We start from the raw sequence: 16,814 nt of genomic DNA, 5'->3' as shown, positions 1-16,814 counted from the left end.
TTCGCCTTCCTCTTTCAGTCCGATCTCTATAATGCATGAAGTACCGGGGCGGTGGACTTGATCAGCGTTGCCCTAACGCGACCCATGATCCCTCACGGGAAACTCAATGCTAGGACATTTTCAGATCTTCCTAAACATGGAAGTCGGGCCTACCGCATTCAGGCAGCGCCGTCGTCAGCGTCAACGTGCTTGTCAGACGTGCCAAGATGCAATGCACTTCCGACAATCACCGTCGAGCCGAACATTGCCTGCGCGGAAATGACTTCCCCCCAGATTACGTACCCAAAAATGATTGCCCATACGACACCCAAATAGCTAATCGGGGCGAGGAGCGACGCGGTATTGTTCCTAAACGCGATGGTCAGCATGAGTTGTCCGGTGCCAGCAGTTAGTCCGAGCAGCGCCATGTACCCGATGTCTTTTACGCTCGGTGTTACCCAGGCAGCGAGAAGTGACACTCCGCTCAAAACCGTCGCAATGATCGTGAAATACAAGACAATCGAGGCCGTCTCTTCGGTCCGGGAGAGCTTCTTGATCTGGATAACGGAACCAGCGCCAAACATGGCACTAAGCAGTATCAGGCCAACTCCTAGCAATGAAGCACTGTTTTCGGTGAACGATGAAACCAGGGCCACGCCGAAGAACCCGACGGCCGACGCTATCGCCGTAGCGAGGCGGAAACGCTCGGACAAGAAAACGATAGAGAACAAACCGATGAAGATCGCCTCCGTGTACTGCAGCGTCACAGCAGTTGACAAGGGCAGGTACGGTAAGCCGGCAAAGAACAGTATCATCGAGCCTAGTGCCATGACGGCTCTCAGGAAGTGCCCGTAGAAGCGGGAAATTGTCAGTCCCTTCCGTTGGCTGCGGCGAAACTGGAACATATACGCGGCAGGAACCAGCCCAAAAAGCATCCGAAAGAACGTGATTTCATTCGCGGGATATCGCGTTGAAATAAATTTTGCGATCGCATCTACCGCTGCGAAAAGAAAGGTCGCGCAAGATATGAATGCAATGCCACGAAACTTTTGTCGGTTCAGCATGCGGAACAACTGGGACTCACTCGTAAACATTCCTCAGGCCTTTAGCAAGTTGATTTCAGCAGCATGCCAACCGCATGAATCGATTTTCGATGCACTCCAGTTCCGCCTCGGATGCCGCGATGGTCAGAATTTCGATGCGTCCAGTGTTGCGCAAATCTTCAACCGGAATGATAATGCCTGTCCCGCGTGCATGCGCGAAGCCCAGTTCTTCTCGCTCCAGAAGTGTGCGCAAGGATTGGAAATCCATATCGCTAGTCAAGTTTGTGCGGGTCGCTGCAACGATTGGCGTATTGATTCTGGTTTTTTTCGCGACCTTATCGATAATCGCCTTCGCCGCAGTGAAACCTCCGTGACGCGCATTAACTTCATTGATCAGAACCTCACCGTCAGAACTCACTATGGCATCAACACTGATCGGTCCTCGGTGTCCAAATCTGGCAATGTCCCCGACGAGTTTTTGGCCTTCGGCGAGGAGTCTATGAGCGACCGTCTCAGGCAAGTTCGTGGGCCAGATCATTCCCGAGTAGGCCGGCGCTAGTCGGATGTCGGCGATACCGCTGAGAGTGATCGAATCAGCTTCCAGCAAATAGTGGACACCTACCGAATGTACCGAATGATGGTAGCTCTCAACGATAAAAAACGGGGTCCCCTCTCGGCTTAACTCCGAGTACACCTCTTGCGCAGCGCGCGTGTGCTCCTGCTGATCGATAACACGATGAACCTTATGCGTACCCGGTGCGCTCGATATGTCGTCACGTGTGATCAGCACATTCCCTTCTGCCCCAGAGTGCCGATCAAGCTTCACAATGGAGGATCCGGTAAGCGGTGTGAGCTCTGCCAAGGCAGAGGTCAATTGTGCCAGTGACGAACACGTCCGCCCGGCGGCTGTTGGCACGTGCAGACCTGCAGCTAGCGCCCGAAATACCCGCTTGTCGTTGAACAGCTCCGCAGCTTCACATGCCGGCGTTCCGGATCTCCCGAAACTTACAGGAACATCGATTAACTGACCAAAGTCAAAAGCGACTTGATCTGCAATATAGGGGTGAATCGACCAGTTATTCGTGTGCAGGCCGAGCTCCTTGACCGCGCAAAGAATTGCATCCGATTTTAGGTTCTCGAAACTTAATGGATATGGGTCATCAGATTGACCGTGCACATAAAGTGCGCGAAGTGAGCCCCGGTTATATTGGAGGATTTCTTCAATATACTCAACATGTTTCTGGTCACCGGCCGAAGGGAGAATAATCGCATCTCCAGGTGACATCATCCATAGATGCCGCCTAGAAGCGGAGGCACTAAACTGCCTGTAACGCTTGCTAAGGCTCTGAGGGCTGGTAACCATCGCATCCGTATCAGCATTTCCTAGGAACAAGGTAGGCATTTCGTTTGCCTCCATCAATTTTGCCGAAGTTCCGGTCCGGCGGTATTGAGCAGATCCACAAGACGCAAGGTGGTGGATGCATTGTTTGAACGTGCGTGGCATAGACAATATATCGCGCGGAGAGCGATGGAAGTGCAACCGATAGAACGGTTATTGACGCCTGTCAATAACTATTGATATTTCCGTAAATCATGACAACCGTTGAGCGCCTCAAGCGCTATATCCAAGACGGACCTAGGGAAACACTGATTGTGCGGCACGTGCTGCTGCCCATAGCGTGTGGAACGTCAAGTTGTGAGGGCAGCAAAGCTCGTTCTTGTCCTGTCGTATCCCACGCGCCGAAGGAAGGAGCTTGGAACTGCGACCTGTTGTGCGACCGACAGTTGCCTATCCAGACATGGTCAACTGGTAACGGCTGAGTATGACGCTTTGGAGACAACGCGCCTCTCGATTGACGGCTCACCCCGGTGACGGGGCGGGCGACACTGCCAGCCGCCGTGCGGTGTGAGGTGCCAGGCAAGTTCCGCATGCGTAACATAAATGAATTGTTGATAAACCTCGTCATTTCCGAAGCGCCAAAGTGGCTGACAGGCCCTGGCCAAAAGGTGTGCAGCCGGTTGCTTTTCTAATCAGAAGGAGCACGTCGTCACAAGAGCTGCCGGGGGAAAGACAGACGCTAACCGGATAGGCCCGGGAACAGTCGGGTCGGCAAGAACGGGAACGTGGTAAGCCCGAGTTCTCTGCCAAGGTTCAGAACATCGATAGTTGGCAGGCGACCCGCGAGGGAAGTTGTCGGGAAGCGGGTAAGAGAACGCGGAAAAAGCGAATGCCGCCCTGTAATGGAGAGGATAGGGGTTCGAACTTTGCCCTAGCTCGAAAGGGCGCCGACTTCCGCGCGGTGCCTGCGCGCTCGACGCGCTTTATCCGATTGTCTATCTTGACTGCAGAGCCCACAATCTTCTGCGCGGCGTCGCGCGTAGCCTAAATCGCTTCCAAAACGCGACGAGAGTTATCCTATACATGCCACGATCAATCGGAAAGCGTTCGCCTTGGCCCGCAGCACTTTCTATTACCAGCAGAAGGCACTGCAGGGCGGGGACAAAGTATGCGGGCCTGAAGGAACGTATCCATGCGCTCTTTGAGCAGCACAAGGGCCGCTATGGGTATCGTCGAATCATGGCTGCCATTCGTTGCCAGGGCGGGAGAATCAACACGAGGATACAGTGTCTCATCGGCGAGCTATCTCTGAATTCTTGCATTCGACCAAAGAAGTACAAGTCGTTCAAAGGGAACGTCGGCAAGATTGCTCCCAACGTGCTGAAGCGAAAATTTGGTGCGTCGTGCCCCAACCAGAAGTGGGTGACAGACGTGACCGAGTTTAATGTCGGCGGCCAGAAACTTTACCTTTCTCCGGTTGTTCTCGACGTCTACAACGGCGAAATCGTCGCATACGAGGTGGCACGACGTCCTCAATTCGACATGGTCAACACGATGCTGAACAGGGCCTTCACGAAGCTTGGGCCACGTGACAAGCCGATACTGCATTCCAATCAAGGCCACCCATCGCGTCGCCATCTCCAACAACCGACTGATGCGTTTCGACGGCGACGCTGTCACCTTCCAGTGGAAAGACTATAAACACGGCACCGCGCACAAGACCATGACGCTCAGCGCCGATGAATTCATCCGTCGTTTCCTGCTGCATGTGCTGCCCGATGGGTTCAAGCACATTCGCAGTTACGGCCTGCTGGCCAATCGTCACCGCGCAGCCAGGCTTGCGCGTCCAGGCCAGGTGGGGACCGACACGCTTGCCGCGCTCAGTCTTGATCGCCCCGGACAGTCGATTTTGAACATAGTGTCTAAGGGATTCGTTAGCAACGAGCCTGGCAGGCTCCGGGCGTCTGGCGCGCCGCTGCGCATGCCATTGTGCCGTCGAAGCCCGATATTCCTCATAACCGCTTCGAGTGGCCGAATTGCGGCTCAGCTCTCGCGAGATCGTCGAAGCATGTCGCCCGGTCCGTCTGGCAATCCCACGAACGCCGTGATGCTGCGCGTGCAGAAGAGCGATCTCCTCCCGTTCCGAGAAGGACAGAAAACGAGCTGAAAGCGGAGCAAGATTGATATTAGGCATGCCGCCACTTTGTCGGAATCAGCGCACGTCGACCGCTGGTGACACGCCAGCTACCGGCGCCGCGTTCTCGCTTGGGAGGCCTTGAGCAATTGCCTTCCAGAAGCGCTGTCGGTCTTCTCTCAGACCGGCGCCGGGTCGCCCGACCGAACCCATCGTCGAACGAACTCCCCGCCGGCAACGACCATGTCTAGTTGTTCCCATCGCAACTCCTTAAATTCATGGTGTCGCGACGACTGGTTGAATGCGGGCAATACGCATTGATCCGCTATACGGATCGGTTGATCGAGGCTGGCATCGAGCCGTCAGTGGGCAGCGTGGGCGACTCCTACGATAACGCACTGGCTGAAACGATCAACGGCTTGTACGAGGCGGAAGTGATCCATCGCCTCGGACCGTGGCGCAATCTGCAGGCCGTTGAAATGGCGACGCTCGAATGGGTGGACTGGTTCAACAATCGTCGACTCTTCGGTCCCATCGGCAACATTCCGCCTGCCGAGGCAGAAGCCGCTTATTATTCAAAACTCGCTGGGTTCGCCATCAGGGCGTGACTCAAGCAAAACGGTGTCTCGGAAAACCCGGGAATTGGTAAGGACCTCCGCGATCGCCAGATCGGCGCCGGTTGGTGCCATCATGGCTGTGTTATACAACCTTCAGCGAAGGGGGAAGTCAGGGAAAACATTACTCGCGTTGGCGTGGATCTGGCGAAGAATGTGATGCAAGTCCACACGGTCGACGCTGCCGAGCGTGTCGTCGTACGCAAGGCAATTTCCCGCGAACGGTTCATGATCTGGTTTGCCAATCTTGAGCCGTGCCTGGTGGCCATGGAAGCGTGCAGCGCGGCGCACTATTGGGCGCGTAAGCTGCGCACGCTCGGACACAAAACGCGGCTCATTCCACCGCAATTTGCGGCCCCGTATCGCAAGGGAGGTCCCCACGTGAAGAACGACGCACAGGATGCCGAAGCGATCTGTGAGGCCGCTAACCGTCCACACATGCGTTTGATGCCGGTCAAGTCACCGGCCCAGCAAAGCGGTCCAAGTTTGCCGCCAATCTTGACGTCAACTGCGCCTTCGTCCATCGGTGCTTTCAGCCTCTTCGCGGACATCGTCACTCTTGGTCACGCTCAGGATCTTCGTGATTCGCAAGGCTGTGGCTTGTAACGTCGGTACGAACAGTGTCATGTCTTCGAGCGACTTTCGCGCCTTCGGTGCAGAAATGCTCAAACACGCAATGACGCGCCCATTGCGGGCTGCGATCGGTACCGCTGCGCCAACGACACCAATAGCGAACTCCGAGTCGTTGGTCGCATAGCCCTGCGTGCGAACCATATCGATCTCCTGTCTTAACCGATCCGGGTCGACAATCGTGTAAGGAGTAATTGGTTCCCAAGGACCGCTCAACATATAAGCGTCGAGTTGCATCTGATCCATGTTGGCCAGGAACACGCGGCCGCTGGACGTGCAGTGTAAAGGCGTACGATGCCCCTTCTGGAAATTGAGTGTCAGAGGCGAGTTGCCGATTGCGCTATCGACGTAGACCACCTCTGAGCCGCGCATGACGCCAAGACTCACGGTCTCCGAAGTCCGCCTTGAAAGCTCCATGAGAAGTGCGTGGACGGGGCCGTGCGAAAACGCAGTGGTGAGTACGTTGGTCGCGAGCTCCAGCAATCGCGGACCGACTTGGTAGCGGCCGCGTTCGATGCCGTGCTCGAGAAAGCCGAGTTCCTCAAGATTGCTCACGAGACGGTGAGCCGTCGTCTTCGGGATGCCGAGTGCAGTGATGATATCCACGGTCGACACCCGTCCCAGTTGAGCCGTCATCTCGATGATGTGGAAGGCTCTCTCGGTAGGGGAGACCTCGGGTTCTGCCATTTTCGGAACGGGGATTTCAACCTTGCGCATGGCTGCCTTACGCCGTTTGCCAGACGTCGACGCCTGGTAAGAGATTGGCTAATGTGAGATAGGGACGCGTAAGGATACATGAATCAACTGGGTCACGACGTCGTCGCGCTGCGCCCGCCCGCATACCAACTTACGGCACCGCTGCTTGCTATGCGGATCGGCAAGTTAATTCGCGCAAGTACTGTTGATTCGAAATTGCCCCATCGTGGGCGACCCGAAGACCGCCTCCCGCTGGCTTCATCGTTCCAGCCCTTTCCGTATTGCCCGATTGCCGGAACCATTGTTCGAGCCCCTTTTAACAAATTGGTTCCGAAATTCGGAACAAATAATCATCCGCTGCGCGCGGTTAATTAGGGGTTTTCCATAGGGCTAGTCGAGAGCGACAAGCGGTATTGAAGAAAATATGCACGTTATCAAAGGATAACGTGACAGTCTGAGACAGTCATCTGTGTGGATGATCCTCTGTCTAGGTGTTTATATGTCCTTGACAATGGAATTATGAGAACCAAAAATTGGGACAAATGCAATGCGTTATGTCGCGCTGGCCTTCACCACATCAATGAGAGAAAAGTATGGACGTACGAGCAGCCGTGGCCCTGAAGTCCGGGGCTCCTCTGAGCATAGAGACAGTGCAACTTGCCGGTCCGCGTGCGGGGGAAGTGCTAGTTGAAATCAAGGCGACCGGTGTATGTCATACCGACGCCTTCACGCTGTCGGGCGATGACCCCGAAGGAGTGTTTCCGGCCATCCTCGGCCACGAGGGAGCGGGTGTTGTGGTCGAGGTGGGCGATGGCGTTAAGTCGCTCAAGCCTGGTGACCACGTTATTCCGCTTTACACGCCCGAATGTCGTCAGTGCGAGTTCTGTCTGTCGCGCAAGACGAATCTGTGTCAGGCAATTCGCTCGACTCAGGGGCGTGGATTGATGCCCGATGGCACCAGCCGCTTCACGCTGAACGGAGAGCCTGTGCTGCACTACATGGGAACATCGACTTTCGCCAACTACACGGTCGTCCCGGAAATCGCCCTTGCGAAGATCCGGGAAGACGCGCCGTTCGACAAGGTCTGTTACATCGGTTGCGGCGTAACAACCGGCATTGGCGCGGTGCTCTATACGGCAAAAGTTGAGGTCGGATCGAGAGTCATTGTATTTGGCCTTGGCGGCATTGGCTTGAACGTCATTCAGGGCGCGCGACTTGCCGGCGCCGACATGATTGTCGGCGTTGACATTAATCCTGTGCGCAAGGCGCTGGCCGAGAAATTCGGCATGACGCACTTCGTGAATCCGAAGGAAATTGATGGCGACATCGTCCAGTACCTGATCGGCCTGACCGGAGGCGGTGCGGACTATACCTTCGAGTGCGTCGGAAATCCGACGCTGATGCGCCAGGCCCTGGAGGCCTGCCATAAGGGTTGGGGCGTCAGTACTGTGATCGGCGTTGCTGGCGCGGGCCAGGAGATTTCGACTCGCCCGTTCCAGCTCGTGACCGGTCGCGTCTGGAGGGGATCGGCCTTCGGAGGCGCGCGAGGCCGCACGGACGTTCCGAAGATCGTCGATTGGTATATGGAAGGCAAGATCAACATCGATGACCTGATCACACACGTCATGCCGTTGGAGCGCATCAATGAGGCGTTCGATCTCATGCGCGAGGGCAAGTCGATCCGCTCCGTCGTCACGTTCTAAGGCATTTTCTCCCACCCCAAACGACAAAAAAGGAACTCACATGATCAAACTCTACGATTTCGAGTTGTCCGGTAGTTGCTACAAGATCCGCTTGCTGGCCAACATTCTCGGTGTGCAATACGAGGCAGTTTCGGTCGACTTCGTGCGCAAGGAACACAAGACGGAGAAGTACACGGCGCTCAATCCGTTCGGCGAAATACCGATTTTCGAGGACGGTGAGCTGCGTCTGCGTGACGCGCAGGCGATCATGGTCTACCTGGCTAGCAAATACGACAAAAGCGGCACGTGGTACCCCAATACTCCCGAATCGATGGGCCGGATCAATCAATGGCTTTCCACTGGCGGAGGCGAAGTCATGAACGCCGCCGGTGCGCGACTTGTGAAGATCCTGGGCTACCCGCTTGACCTCGAGAAACTTCAGGCTGGTGGCAACCGTGTTTTCAAGATCCTCGACGATCAGCTTGCGAGTCGCGACTGGCTTGAACTGAATCATCCGACCATTGGCGATATCGCGTGCTTTCCCTACACCGCGCTCGCTGGCGAGGGCGGCATCGATCTGAAGCCCTATCCGAACGTGCTCGCATGGATCGAGCGCATCAAGAAGCTTCCGGGATTCATCGCCATGCCCGGTATTTAAGTCAGTGCGCCGCGAGGTCAATGTGCTCCGCCTCGCGGCCAATCAACGTCACCGCGGTTATTTGATCTACCAGGGCAGTCATGAATCCCGAACTCCTGTCGAGTTTCCAGTGCTTCGACGGCACTCAGAGTGTCTATCGGCATCGTTCCATCGCGCTGCACTGCGACATGCGGTTCGCCGTTTACCTTCCGCCAATGTCTGGAATCGAGCGAGTGCCAGCGCTGTTCTGGCTGTCGGGACTCACCTGCACGGAGCAGAACTTCATCACGAAAGCGGGCGCACAGCGTGCCGCTAGTGCCCTCGGGTTAGCCATCATTGCACCCGATACGAGTCCGCGTGGACCCCGTGTGCCGGATGACGAGGCATACGATTTCGGGTGCGGTGCCAGCTTCTATGTCGATGCAACACGGGCACCTTGGTCGTTCAACTACAGGATGTACTCGTACATCGTTGACGAACTGCCACGCCTTATCACTAAGTGTTTTCCTGTCGACGCCGCGCGGATCGGCATTGCGGGTCATTCCATGGGCGGGCACGGCGCGTTGACCATTGCGCTGAGGAATCCAACCCTGTTCCGCACTGTTTCCGCATTTTCGCCTGTTTCCGCTCCGACTCAATGTGAGTGGGGGAAAAAGGCGTTCTCTGGGTACCTCGGGAATAACGAAGTGAAATGGAGAAAGTACGACGCGGTCGAGTTGATAGCCGACCGAGGGTGGCGCGGCCCTGACATTCTCGTCGACCAGGGGGCGGAAGATGAATTGCTGCATTCGCAACTCAAGCCTGAGTTGTTGCAGGGAGCTGCCGAGCGCGGCGATGTGCCGTTGCGGTTGCGCGTACACGCCGGCTACGACCACAGCTACTACTTCGTGTCGACGTTTATCGATGAGCATCTGGGGCATCACGCGCGCCATCTGAGCGCGGGCGGATGAGCGATTAATTGCAACGATATCTCGGGCCGGGCTGGTCCGGCCGAATGTTCCGAAACGGGGTGCATCATGAAGCGTACTCGACTCTCCACCTGGATTCTCGCGGGCCTTGTCACGGGTCTGATTGTTGGGGCGATCGTCCATTCTGCGACCGGATCGACTGAACTCAACAAACAGATCGCTGGCTACCTATCCATGCTGACGGACGCTTTCCTGCGACTAATTAAGATGATCATTGCACCACTTGTTTTTACGGGTGTCATCGCGGGTATGGGGCATACGGACAGTCCCGGAGAGGTCGGCCGCATTGGGGGGCGAGCCATTCTTTGGTTCGTGGCTGCGTCGATCCTCTCGCTGGTGCTCGGATTGCTGCTCTCGAATGCACTCGGTCTTGGAATCGGCGTCGAACTGCCGCATAGCGCGACGGGAGCGGGCGTTAGCACCGAGGCCTTTAATTTGCGAAATTTTGTTTCTCATATTGTTCCGCAGAGTATTTTCCTCGCGATGTCTCAGAACGACATTATCGCAATTCTCGTGTTCGCTGTTTTCTTCGGCTTTGCAATTTCGACCCTTCGTGAACGCGAACCGTCCCTTGCCGGGTTGAGCTCGACGATTGAAGGTGCCTTTAAAGTCATGCTGAAGGTGACCAACTACGTAATGCGCTTTGCGCCACTGGGCGTTTTTGCTGCGGTAGCTTCCGTGGTTACTTTGCAGGGTTTGGGGGTGCTCAGCGTCTACGGTAAATTCATTGGCAGCGTCTATGGCGGGATGATTATCCTATGCCTAATTCTGATCGGCATCGGTTTTCTTTTCATCGGCCCGGACGTGTTCCGCCTGCTGGGATTGGTCAAGGAGCCCATGCTTATCGCGTTCTCGACCTCGAGCAGCGAAGCGACCTTTCCGAAGATGCTTGAGCAGCTCGAGAAGTTCGGAATATCCAACAAGATTGCTGCATTCATTCTTCCTCTCGCTTACTCGTTCAATGCAGATGGCTCCATGATGTACCAGGCGTTCGCAACGGTGTTTTTGTTGCAAGCCTACGGCATTCACGTGAGCTTCGTTGGGCAAATCGGGATGCTCCTTGTCATGCTGATTTCAAGCAAGGGTATCGCCGGCGTTCCGCGTGCATCGATCGTGGTAGTGGCTGCCACGCTCCCGCTTTTCGGCGTCCCGGCTGAAGGAATTTTGCTTCTTCTCGCGGCCGATACGTTTGTTGACATGGGGCGAACCGTCACCAACGTAGTTGGAAACAGCATCGCGTCGGCAGTGATTGCCAGATGGGAGCTCCGCCGCGCAAACGACGCCGTACAGGCATCCTCCAATCCTGCTCAGATTCACCGGTAGATTCTTTGAAGAGAAACACTATGAATGCCGACCTGCTCACTACTATTCGACGCCAATTTCCTGTTACCAAACGCATGTTGTATCTGGACTCTGCGCATCAGACGCCGATGCCCACCAGTGTGCGTGAGGCGCTCGAGGAATTCATTGCAGAAGGCCATCAGATGGCTGGCCCAAAACCTGTCTGGTTGCGTCGTGTGGAACAGGCACGCGCTCGCGTTGCGGCTTTTCTGAATGCGACTTCCAGCGAAATTGCATTTACGAAAAATACTTCGGAGGGCTTGAACATTGCCGCAAATGCAGTGCCGCTGCAGGCTGGCGACAACGTCGTACTGATCGAGGGGGACCATCCAAACAATGCGTACGCATGGTTGAACATGAAACGCAAGGGCATTGAAGTCCGATTCGTGAAACTGCGGGATGGTGAGATTGCCAATGCCCAGACGTTTGCTCCATACATTGACGAGCGGACGAAGGTCGTGACGCTCTCCCACGTGAGCTTTCATGCAGGGCAAGTGCACGACTTGGCCAGCATCGGCAAGTTGTGCAAGGAGCGCGGGGTCTACCTCGTTGTTGACGCGATGCAGTCGGTTGGTGTGATCCCGATCGACGTCAAGGCGCTTGGTGTCTCCGTGCTAGCCGCAGGGACGCACAAGGGGCTTCTCGTACCCCAAGGCCTCGGTATTCTCTACGTGGCCGACGGGTTGGATGAACTGCAACCTGCATATCTGGCGATGTCGAGCATGGCGCGTCCGCCTTCCGACTACATCGCTCGGCCAGACGACCTTGATGTGAGAAAAGACGCCGGGCGATTCGAGTTCGGAAATGTCAATCTCCCGGATCTGCATGCACTATCCGCGTCGCTCGAGATGATCGAAGACGTCGGCGTGGCTGCTATCCAGCAACATGTGACGGCGCTGGGAGACTGCCTGATCGAACATCTCGACCGTCTTGGCGTCAGGCTAGTAGGGCCACGCGACCGTGGTCAACGCAATCATATCTATGTCCTCGCGCTGCCGGTCGAAACGTGGGCGGCCTATTTCGCCCGCAATGACGTGCGTGTGTCACCGGAACGTGGTGGCATCCGCGTCTCGTTTGCATTGTTCAACAGTGCCGACGACGTTTACCGTTTTGCGGAGATCGTTCGCAACGGCCTCAAGGAGGGCTCGCTGGCAAAGTTTGCAAACATGGACTAATGGAAGAGGGCAGTGACGGATCGGTGGGGTGGATCGTCTCAACCCAATGCGGGCAAGAAGCTTACGGTTCCATGATTAAAGGATGTAGGTTCGATTTCAAAGTGCTGGATTGGAGGCGGTGGAATTGCGAGTTCGAAGGCGGGATTGTTTTCTATAACTGACGATCATTTCTGAATGGATGCATTGATGAAGAAGATATTTCTTGTGGCTATTTCCCTTGCGATCGCTTGCTTTTCGAGCGTCGCGTCCGCTGACGATTGGTCGACGATCAGGTTTGGTGTGGATCCAACTTCTCCGCCGTTCGAATCAAAAACGCCGAGTGGCACTTTGGTCGGATTTGATATCGATCTTGGGACGGAGATATGTGCGCGTTTGCATGCGAAGTGCGTATGGGTGGAAAATGAATTTGATGGTCTGATTCCCGCGCTTGCGGCGAGAAAATTCGATGCTATTCTGTCTGCGATGTCAATGACGGAAAAGCGACGCCAGCAAATAGATTTTTCCTCGAGGCTGTATAAGACCCCAAATCGCCTGGTTGTACGAAAAGGTTCAGGTCTGGAGTCGACCCCCACGTCATTAAAGGGTAAAAAAATCGGGGTTCAACAAGGCTCCATCCAGGAAACGTACGCAAAGAAATATTGGGAACCAGCGGGTGCAATTGTCGTGTCCTATCAAATCCAGGATCAGGTCTACGCCGATTTGATTTCCGGGAGACTTGATGGAGTATTTCAGGATGCGGTGACGACAGAATATGGCCTTCTGAAGACGCAGAATGGAAAGAATTTCGAATTTTCTGGCGGGGACATTTATTCGAGTAACGGGGCGGGAATCGGTTTTAGAAAGAATGACGTTGATCTGGAAAATCGAATAAATAAAGCTATTGAGGGAATGCTGGCTGATGGGACTTATTCTAGAATCGCAAAGAAATATTTCGAATTTAATCCATACGGAAGCTGATGGTATTTGGGTGCGTTGTGGCAATGCAATGACGTGTATTCGCCTGCGTAATGAGCTTTCTTGCGACGAGGCACTGCCGGCGGCAGTTTAAAAATGCAGCGACACTTCGCGATGCCGAGTGCGGTGACGGTACTTGATGGTAAAACGTCAAGTACCCTGTGTCGCACTCTTCTGTCTCTACAGAATACTGAAAGGTGGTGAGTATCTATGAAGAAGCATAAATTCCCCTTGGTCTCGCCCGCGGTCGGGACCCAACGCGAGGTGGTGGCCTCGACGTTTGGTAAGCCAGCTGAGAAGAAGGTGTATCTTCAATCATCGTTGCACGCTGACGAGATCCCTGCAATGTTGGTGAGCGTAATGCTCCAGAAACGTCTCCAGGAATTGGAGAGTTCGGGAAAAATCAGAGGAGAGATCACACTTGTACCTGTGGCCAATCCGATAAGTCTGAATCAGCATCTGCTCGGGCAATTTCTCGGCTGTTTCGAGATGAATACCTCCCGAAACTTTAATCGCCAATTCTATCCATTAAGGCACCTGGTGCCCAAGATCGCGCCGCTGCTTTCCAATGACAAGGCGGAAAATATGAATCTAATTCGATCAGTTCTCCGGGAAGGCATTGACCTTGAAGTTCCCAGGACGGAATTCGATTCGCTACAGTTGACGCTTTTGAAGCTGGCCTGTGACGCGGATATCGTCCTGGATCTTCACTGTTCACTCGAGGCTGACGTTCATATCTACACAAATATTTCAGGATGGTCTCAGATAGAGCCTCTTGCCCGATATCTCGGTTCTACCACTCAGCTTTTGGGAAATGAATTCGAGGGAGGGACCTTCGACGAGACGATTGGTAGCTTCTGGTGCGAACTCCGCAATCAATGCGGCATTTCGAAAGCCGTCCCTGACGGTGCGGTGGCTGCTACGGTGGAGCTCAGAGGTGAGCGGGACGTATCTTATGCCTATGCCAGAAAGGACGCGGATGCGATCATAGATTACCTGACGTACCAGGGCGTGATTGAAGGAGAGGTAAAGCCGTTGCCGCCCTTGCCGCACTCGGCGACCTTGTGGGCCTCACGAGAGGAGTACCACGCTCCTCATAGTGGCATAGTCGTTTATATCGCGAAAGTTGGCATTCTCGTGGATGAGGGGGATCCTCTGTTCGATATTGTTGATCCCTTGGATGAGAGGGTCACCACAGTAAAGAGCAGAACTAGAGGTGTCTTCTACATGCGCCATGCCATCCGGTTTGCAACGGCCGGTGCGGAAATTGGACGGGTAACGGGAAGGCCAGCAGTTTAGCTCAGACGATGCAGTTGGAGACCGAGTATGTTCTTACAAGGCTATGGCCCGATTATTCTTGCGGGCACTTCGCAGACCATCAAGTTGTCACTGTTGTCGCTCACGTTGTCGTTCGTGCTCGGACTGCTCGGCGCGGCAGCGAAATTGTCAAGGAACCGCTTCACATGTGGCCTCAGTACGGCCTACACGACGCTTGTTCGGGGCGTGCCCGATCTCGTGCTGATGCTGCTGCTCTTCTATAGCCTGCAGATCTGGCTAAACCAAGCGACAGACGCGTTGGCGTGGAATCAGATTGACATCGACCCCTTCGGAGCGGGCGTGTTCGTGCTCGGCTTCATCTACGGTGCATATTTCACGGAAACGTTTCGGGGTGCGTTTCTGTCCGTCCCGCGTGGTCAGCTCGAGGCAGGCAGTGCGTACGGCATGTCCGGTTGGCAGGTTTTCTCGCGAATCATGTTTCCTCAAATGATGCGCTTTGCGTTGCCCGGCATTGGAAACAATTGGCAGGTGCTTGTCAAATCGACAGCGCTCGTGTCGATAATTGGGCTAGTCGATGTCGTGAAGGCGTCTCAGGATGCAGGCAAGGGCACTCTGCGATTCTTCTTCTTCACCCTGATCGCGGGAGCGATTTATCTCCTTATTACGACGCTCTCGAATCTTTGTTTGGTCTGGCTCGAGAAGCGATATTCGACTGGCGTCCGGAGAGCAGAATTATGATCGAAGTTATTCAGGAGTACTGGCGTAACTATCTATATAGCGATGGATATCGCTTCACGGGCGTTGTTATTACATTGTGGCTCCTCGTCGTTTCGGTAGGAATCGGCTTTTGTCTGTCCGTTCCGCTTGCCGTGGCACGGGTGTCAAGGCGGAAATGGCTCTCCAGAATGGTTTGGCTCTACACATATGCATTCCGCGGCACGCCACTCTACTTGCAACTGCTGCTTTGCTACACGGGGCTCTACAGCCTGCAGGTCATCCGTGGTGAGCCGCTCCTGGACGAGTTCTTCCGGAGCGGGATGAATTGCACCCTGCTCGCATTCGCGCTGAATACCTGCGCGTATACAACCGAGATCTTTGCGGGCGCAATCAAGGCGGCGTCGTTTGGCGAAATCGAAGCCGCGAGAGCGTACGGGATGAGCACGCTTACGATGTATCGGCGGGTGATTCTGCCATCTGCATTGCGTCGCTCTCTGCCCCTATACAGTAACGAGGTAATCGTGATGCTGCACTCGACGTCTGTCGCGTTTACAGCAACGGTACCGGACCTCCTTAAGATTGCGCGCGATGTGAATTCGGAAACGTACATGTCATTCGAGGCGTTCGGCACCGCGGCGCTTCTTTACCTGGCGATCTCATTTGCTCTGGTTGGGATGTTCCGTCGCGCCGAGCATCACTGGCTTGCCTATCTTCGCCCACAGGGCACGTGATTTACGAACTACACCATGAACAATCAGATTCACAAGGTATTTGTCGAAGATCTGCATAAGCAGTACGGTAGCGTCGAAGTGCTGAAGGGCGTTTCACTGCGGGCGAATGCGGGCGACGTGATCAGCGTCATCGGGTCATCCGGATCGGGAAAAAGCACGATGCTTCGTTGTATTAATTTCCTGGAGCAGCCCAACGCGGGACGCATCTTCGTCGACGGTGAGGAAGTGCGAACTCATAGAGACAAGACGGGCACCCTCAAGGCTACTGATACTGGGGAACTGCGCAGTGTGCGCACGAAGCTCGCGATGGTGTTCCAGCACTTCAATCTGTGGGCGCATATGAATGTTCTCGAAAACGTGATGGAAGCGCCGGTGCACGTGTTAGGGCTGTCAAGGCGCGAAGCGGAGGAGCGGGCGCGAGAGTATCTCGAAAAGGTCGGACTAGCCCCATGCACGGAAAAGCAGTATCCGTCGCATCTCTCGGGAGGGCAGCAGCAGCGGGTCGCGATAGCGCGAGCGCTTGCGATGCATCCAGACGTGATGCTGTTCGACGAGCCGACGTCGGCACTCGACCCGGAGCTCGTCGGCGAAGTGCTGAAGGTCATGCAGAGATTGGCTGGAGAAGGCCGCACGATGATTGTCGTCACGCACGAAATGGGCTTCGCGCGAAACGTATCGAACCACGTGCTGTTCTTGCATCAGGGGCGCGTCGAAGAAGAGGGGACGCCGGCGGAGGTTTTCGGTAATACGCGGACTGAGCGCCTGAAACAATTCCTGTCGGGCAGCCTGAAGTAAGCTCCGCAGGCTGCGCATCACGCCTTGCGAACGCGTCTCGGCCCCCTCCGTATTGCACCTCGCGGGGCGTGATCGAGGGGAAAAGAGGTTGGGTGCAGTAG

Annotated in this window: 14 protein-coding genes and 5 pseudogenes; 15 read left to right on the top strand and 4 right to left on the bottom strand. The window is 55.2% G+C overall.

What is annotated here, in order from left to right; translation table 11 throughout:
• Positions 1 to 158: 158 nt before the first annotated feature.
• Both B0G69_RS38010 and B0G69_RS38005 read right to left on the bottom strand, forming a co-directional pair.
• A complete protein-coding gene (locus B0G69_RS38010; RefSeq protein ID WP_121325222.1) occupies positions 159 to 1,073 on the bottom strand; it encodes a DMT family transporter in 915 nt (304 codons plus the stop codon).
• A gap of 25 nt (positions 1,074 to 1,098) precedes the next feature.
• Positions 1,099 to 2,424, bottom strand: a complete 1,326-nt coding sequence (locus tag B0G69_RS38005; RefSeq protein ID WP_121325221.1) for a peptide ligase PGM1-related protein — start codon at positions 2,422 to 2,424, stop codon at positions 1,099 to 1,101.
• A 1,049-nt stretch (positions 2,425 to 3,473) separates the two neighbouring features.
• Between B0G69_RS38005 and B0G69_RS38000 the strand changes: the two are divergent.
• Together B0G69_RS38000 and B0G69_RS37995 are read left to right on the top strand one after the other, a co-directional pair.
• Positions 3,474 to 3,981: pseudogene (locus B0G69_RS38000) on the top strand (DDE-type integrase/transposase/recombinase); the annotation flags it as partial.
• Between the two features lies 1 nt (position 3,982).
• Positions 3,983 to 4,204 (top strand): annotated as a pseudogene (locus tag B0G69_RS37995) (transposase); the annotation flags it as partial.
• Positions 4,205 to 4,249: 45 nt separating this feature from the next.
• Here the strand turns inward: B0G69_RS37995 and B0G69_RS42550 are convergent.
• A pseudogene (locus tag B0G69_RS42550) lies at positions 4,250 to 4,555 on the bottom strand (helix-turn-helix domain-containing protein); the annotation flags it as partial.
• 260 nt (positions 4,556 to 4,815) lie between these two features.
• On the opposite strand from B0G69_RS42550, the pseudogene B0G69_RS37985 reads away from it, so the two are divergent.
• Together B0G69_RS37985 and B0G69_RS37980 are read left to right on the top strand one after the other, a co-directional pair.
• Positions 4,816 to 5,103, top strand: a pseudogene (locus B0G69_RS37985) (integrase core domain-containing protein); the annotation flags it as partial.
• 93 nt (positions 5,104 to 5,196) lie between these two features.
• Positions 5,197 to 5,598, top strand: a pseudogene (locus tag B0G69_RS37980) (transposase); the annotation flags it as partial.
• A 15-nt stretch (positions 5,599 to 5,613) separates the two neighbouring features.
• On the opposite strand, the gene B0G69_RS37975 reads toward B0G69_RS37980, so the two are convergent.
• Positions 5,614 to 6,456: an IclR family transcriptional regulator gene (locus B0G69_RS37975; protein WP_121325219.1), complete on the bottom strand. Its 843-nt coding sequence runs from the start codon at positions 6,454 to 6,456 to the stop codon at positions 5,614 to 5,616.
• A gap of 78 nt (positions 6,457 to 6,534) precedes the next feature.
• Between B0G69_RS37975 and B0G69_RS40875 the strand changes: the two genes are divergently transcribed.
• From B0G69_RS40875 to B0G69_RS37925, 11 genes are all read left to right on the top strand, one after another.
• Complete coding sequence (locus B0G69_RS40875) at positions 6,535 to 6,810, top strand: hypothetical protein (RefSeq protein WP_147440834.1); 276 nt, start codon at positions 6,535 to 6,537, stop codon at positions 6,808 to 6,810.
• Between the two features lie 218 nt (positions 6,811 to 7,028).
• Positions 7,029 to 8,138, top strand: a complete 1,110-nt coding sequence (locus B0G69_RS37970; protein WP_121325218.1) for an S-(hydroxymethyl)glutathione dehydrogenase/class III alcohol dehydrogenase — start codon at positions 7,029 to 7,031, stop codon at positions 8,136 to 8,138.
• 40 nt (positions 8,139 to 8,178) lie between these two features.
• Positions 8,179 to 8,775 (top strand): glutathione S-transferase, encoded by a 597-nt coding sequence (locus B0G69_RS37965; protein ID WP_121325217.1) that lies wholly within the window; start codon positions 8,179 to 8,181, stop codon positions 8,773 to 8,775.
• Positions 8,776 to 8,855: 80 nt separating this feature from the next.
• The gene (gene fghA, locus B0G69_RS37960) at positions 8,856 to 9,704 is read left to right on the top strand and encodes an S-formylglutathione hydrolase (protein WP_121325216.1); all 849 of its coding nucleotides are present in this window, start codon (positions 8,856 to 8,858) and stop codon (positions 9,702 to 9,704) included.
• Between the two features lie 66 nt (positions 9,705 to 9,770).
• A complete protein-coding gene (locus tag B0G69_RS37955; protein WP_121325215.1) occupies positions 9,771 to 11,045 on the top strand; it encodes a dicarboxylate/amino acid:cation symporter in 1,275 nt (424 codons plus the stop codon).
• A 20-nt stretch (positions 11,046 to 11,065) separates the two neighbouring features.
• Positions 11,066 to 12,238: an aminotransferase class V-fold PLP-dependent enzyme gene (locus tag B0G69_RS37950; RefSeq protein ID WP_121325214.1), complete on the top strand. Its 1,173-nt coding sequence runs from the start codon at positions 11,066 to 11,068 to the stop codon at positions 12,236 to 12,238.
• 186 nt (positions 12,239 to 12,424) lie between these two features.
• Complete coding sequence (locus tag B0G69_RS37945; protein WP_121325631.1) at positions 12,425 to 13,195, top strand: ABC transporter substrate-binding protein; 771 nt, start codon at positions 12,425 to 12,427, stop codon at positions 13,193 to 13,195.
• A gap of 207 nt (positions 13,196 to 13,402) precedes the next feature.
• The gene (locus B0G69_RS37940) at positions 13,403 to 14,491 is read left to right on the top strand and encodes a succinylglutamate desuccinylase/aspartoacylase family protein (RefSeq protein WP_121325213.1); all 1,089 of its coding nucleotides are present in this window, start codon (positions 13,403 to 13,405) and stop codon (positions 14,489 to 14,491) included.
• Positions 14,492 to 14,518: 27 nt separating this feature from the next.
• The gene (gene hisQ, locus B0G69_RS37935; RefSeq protein WP_121325212.1) at positions 14,519 to 15,208 is read left to right on the top strand and encodes a histidine ABC transporter permease HisQ; all 690 of its coding nucleotides are present in this window, start codon (positions 14,519 to 14,521) and stop codon (positions 15,206 to 15,208) included.
• Positions 15,205 to 15,918, top strand: coding sequence for an ABC transporter permease (locus tag B0G69_RS37930; protein WP_121325211.1), 714 nt, complete (start codon positions 15,205 to 15,207; stop codon positions 15,916 to 15,918). Before hisQ ends, B0G69_RS37930 begins: the two co-directional genes overlap by 4 nt.
• 15 nt (positions 15,919 to 15,933) lie before the next feature.
• The gene (locus B0G69_RS37925; RefSeq protein ID WP_121325210.1) at positions 15,934 to 16,713 is read left to right on the top strand and encodes an ATP-binding cassette domain-containing protein; all 780 of its coding nucleotides are present in this window, start codon (positions 15,934 to 15,936) and stop codon (positions 16,711 to 16,713) included.
• Positions 16,714 to 16,814 lie beyond the last annotated feature (101 nt).

Source organism: Paraburkholderia sp. RAU2J (genome assembly GCF_003634845.1).
Lineage (GTDB): Bacteria > Pseudomonadota > Gammaproteobacteria > Burkholderiales > Burkholderiaceae > Paraburkholderia > Paraburkholderia fynbosensis.
This window is presented reverse-complemented; position numbering and strand designations above follow the sequence as displayed.

What these genes read in the sequence shown, in the direction of transcription:
- B0G69_RS38010 (WP_121325222.1), bottom strand. Translation starts at nt 1,073, where the DNA reads ATGTTTACGAGTGAGTCCCAGTTGTTCCGCATGCTGAACCGACAAAAG.
- B0G69_RS38005 (WP_121325221.1), bottom strand. Translation starts at nt 2,424, where the DNA reads ATGCCTACCTTGTTCCTAGGAAATGCTGATACGGATGCGATGGTTACC.
- B0G69_RS37975 (WP_121325219.1), bottom strand. Translation starts at nt 6,456, where the DNA reads ATGCGCAAGGTTGAAATCCCCGTTCCGAAAATGGCAGAACCCGAGGTC.
- B0G69_RS40875 (WP_147440834.1), top strand. Translation starts at nt 6,535, where the DNA reads ATGAATCAACTGGGTCACGACGTCGTCGCGCTGCGCCCGCCCGCATAC.
- B0G69_RS37970 (WP_121325218.1), top strand. Translation starts at nt 7,029, where the DNA reads ATGGACGTACGAGCAGCCGTGGCCCTGAAGTCCGGGGCTCCTCTGAGC.
- B0G69_RS37965 (WP_121325217.1), top strand. Translation starts at nt 8,179, where the DNA reads ATGATCAAACTCTACGATTTCGAGTTGTCCGGTAGTTGCTACAAGATC.
- fghA (WP_121325216.1), top strand. Translation starts at nt 8,856, where the DNA reads ATGAATCCCGAACTCCTGTCGAGTTTCCAGTGCTTCGACGGCACTCAG.
- B0G69_RS37955 (WP_121325215.1), top strand. Translation starts at nt 9,771, where the DNA reads ATGAAGCGTACTCGACTCTCCACCTGGATTCTCGCGGGCCTTGTCACG.
- B0G69_RS37950 (WP_121325214.1), top strand. Translation starts at nt 11,066, where the DNA reads ATGAATGCCGACCTGCTCACTACTATTCGACGCCAATTTCCTGTTACC.
- B0G69_RS37945 (WP_121325631.1), top strand. Translation starts at nt 12,425, where the DNA reads ATGAAGAAGATATTTCTTGTGGCTATTTCCCTTGCGATCGCTTGCTTT.
- B0G69_RS37940 (WP_121325213.1), top strand. Translation starts at nt 13,403, where the DNA reads ATGAAGAAGCATAAATTCCCCTTGGTCTCGCCCGCGGTCGGGACCCAA.
- hisQ (WP_121325212.1), top strand. Translation starts at nt 14,519, where the DNA reads ATGTTCTTACAAGGCTATGGCCCGATTATTCTTGCGGGCACTTCGCAG.
- B0G69_RS37930 (WP_121325211.1), top strand. Translation starts at nt 15,205, where the DNA reads ATGATCGAAGTTATTCAGGAGTACTGGCGTAACTATCTATATAGCGAT.
- B0G69_RS37925 (WP_121325210.1), top strand. Translation starts at nt 15,934, where the DNA reads ATGAACAATCAGATTCACAAGGTATTTGTCGAAGATCTGCATAAGCAG.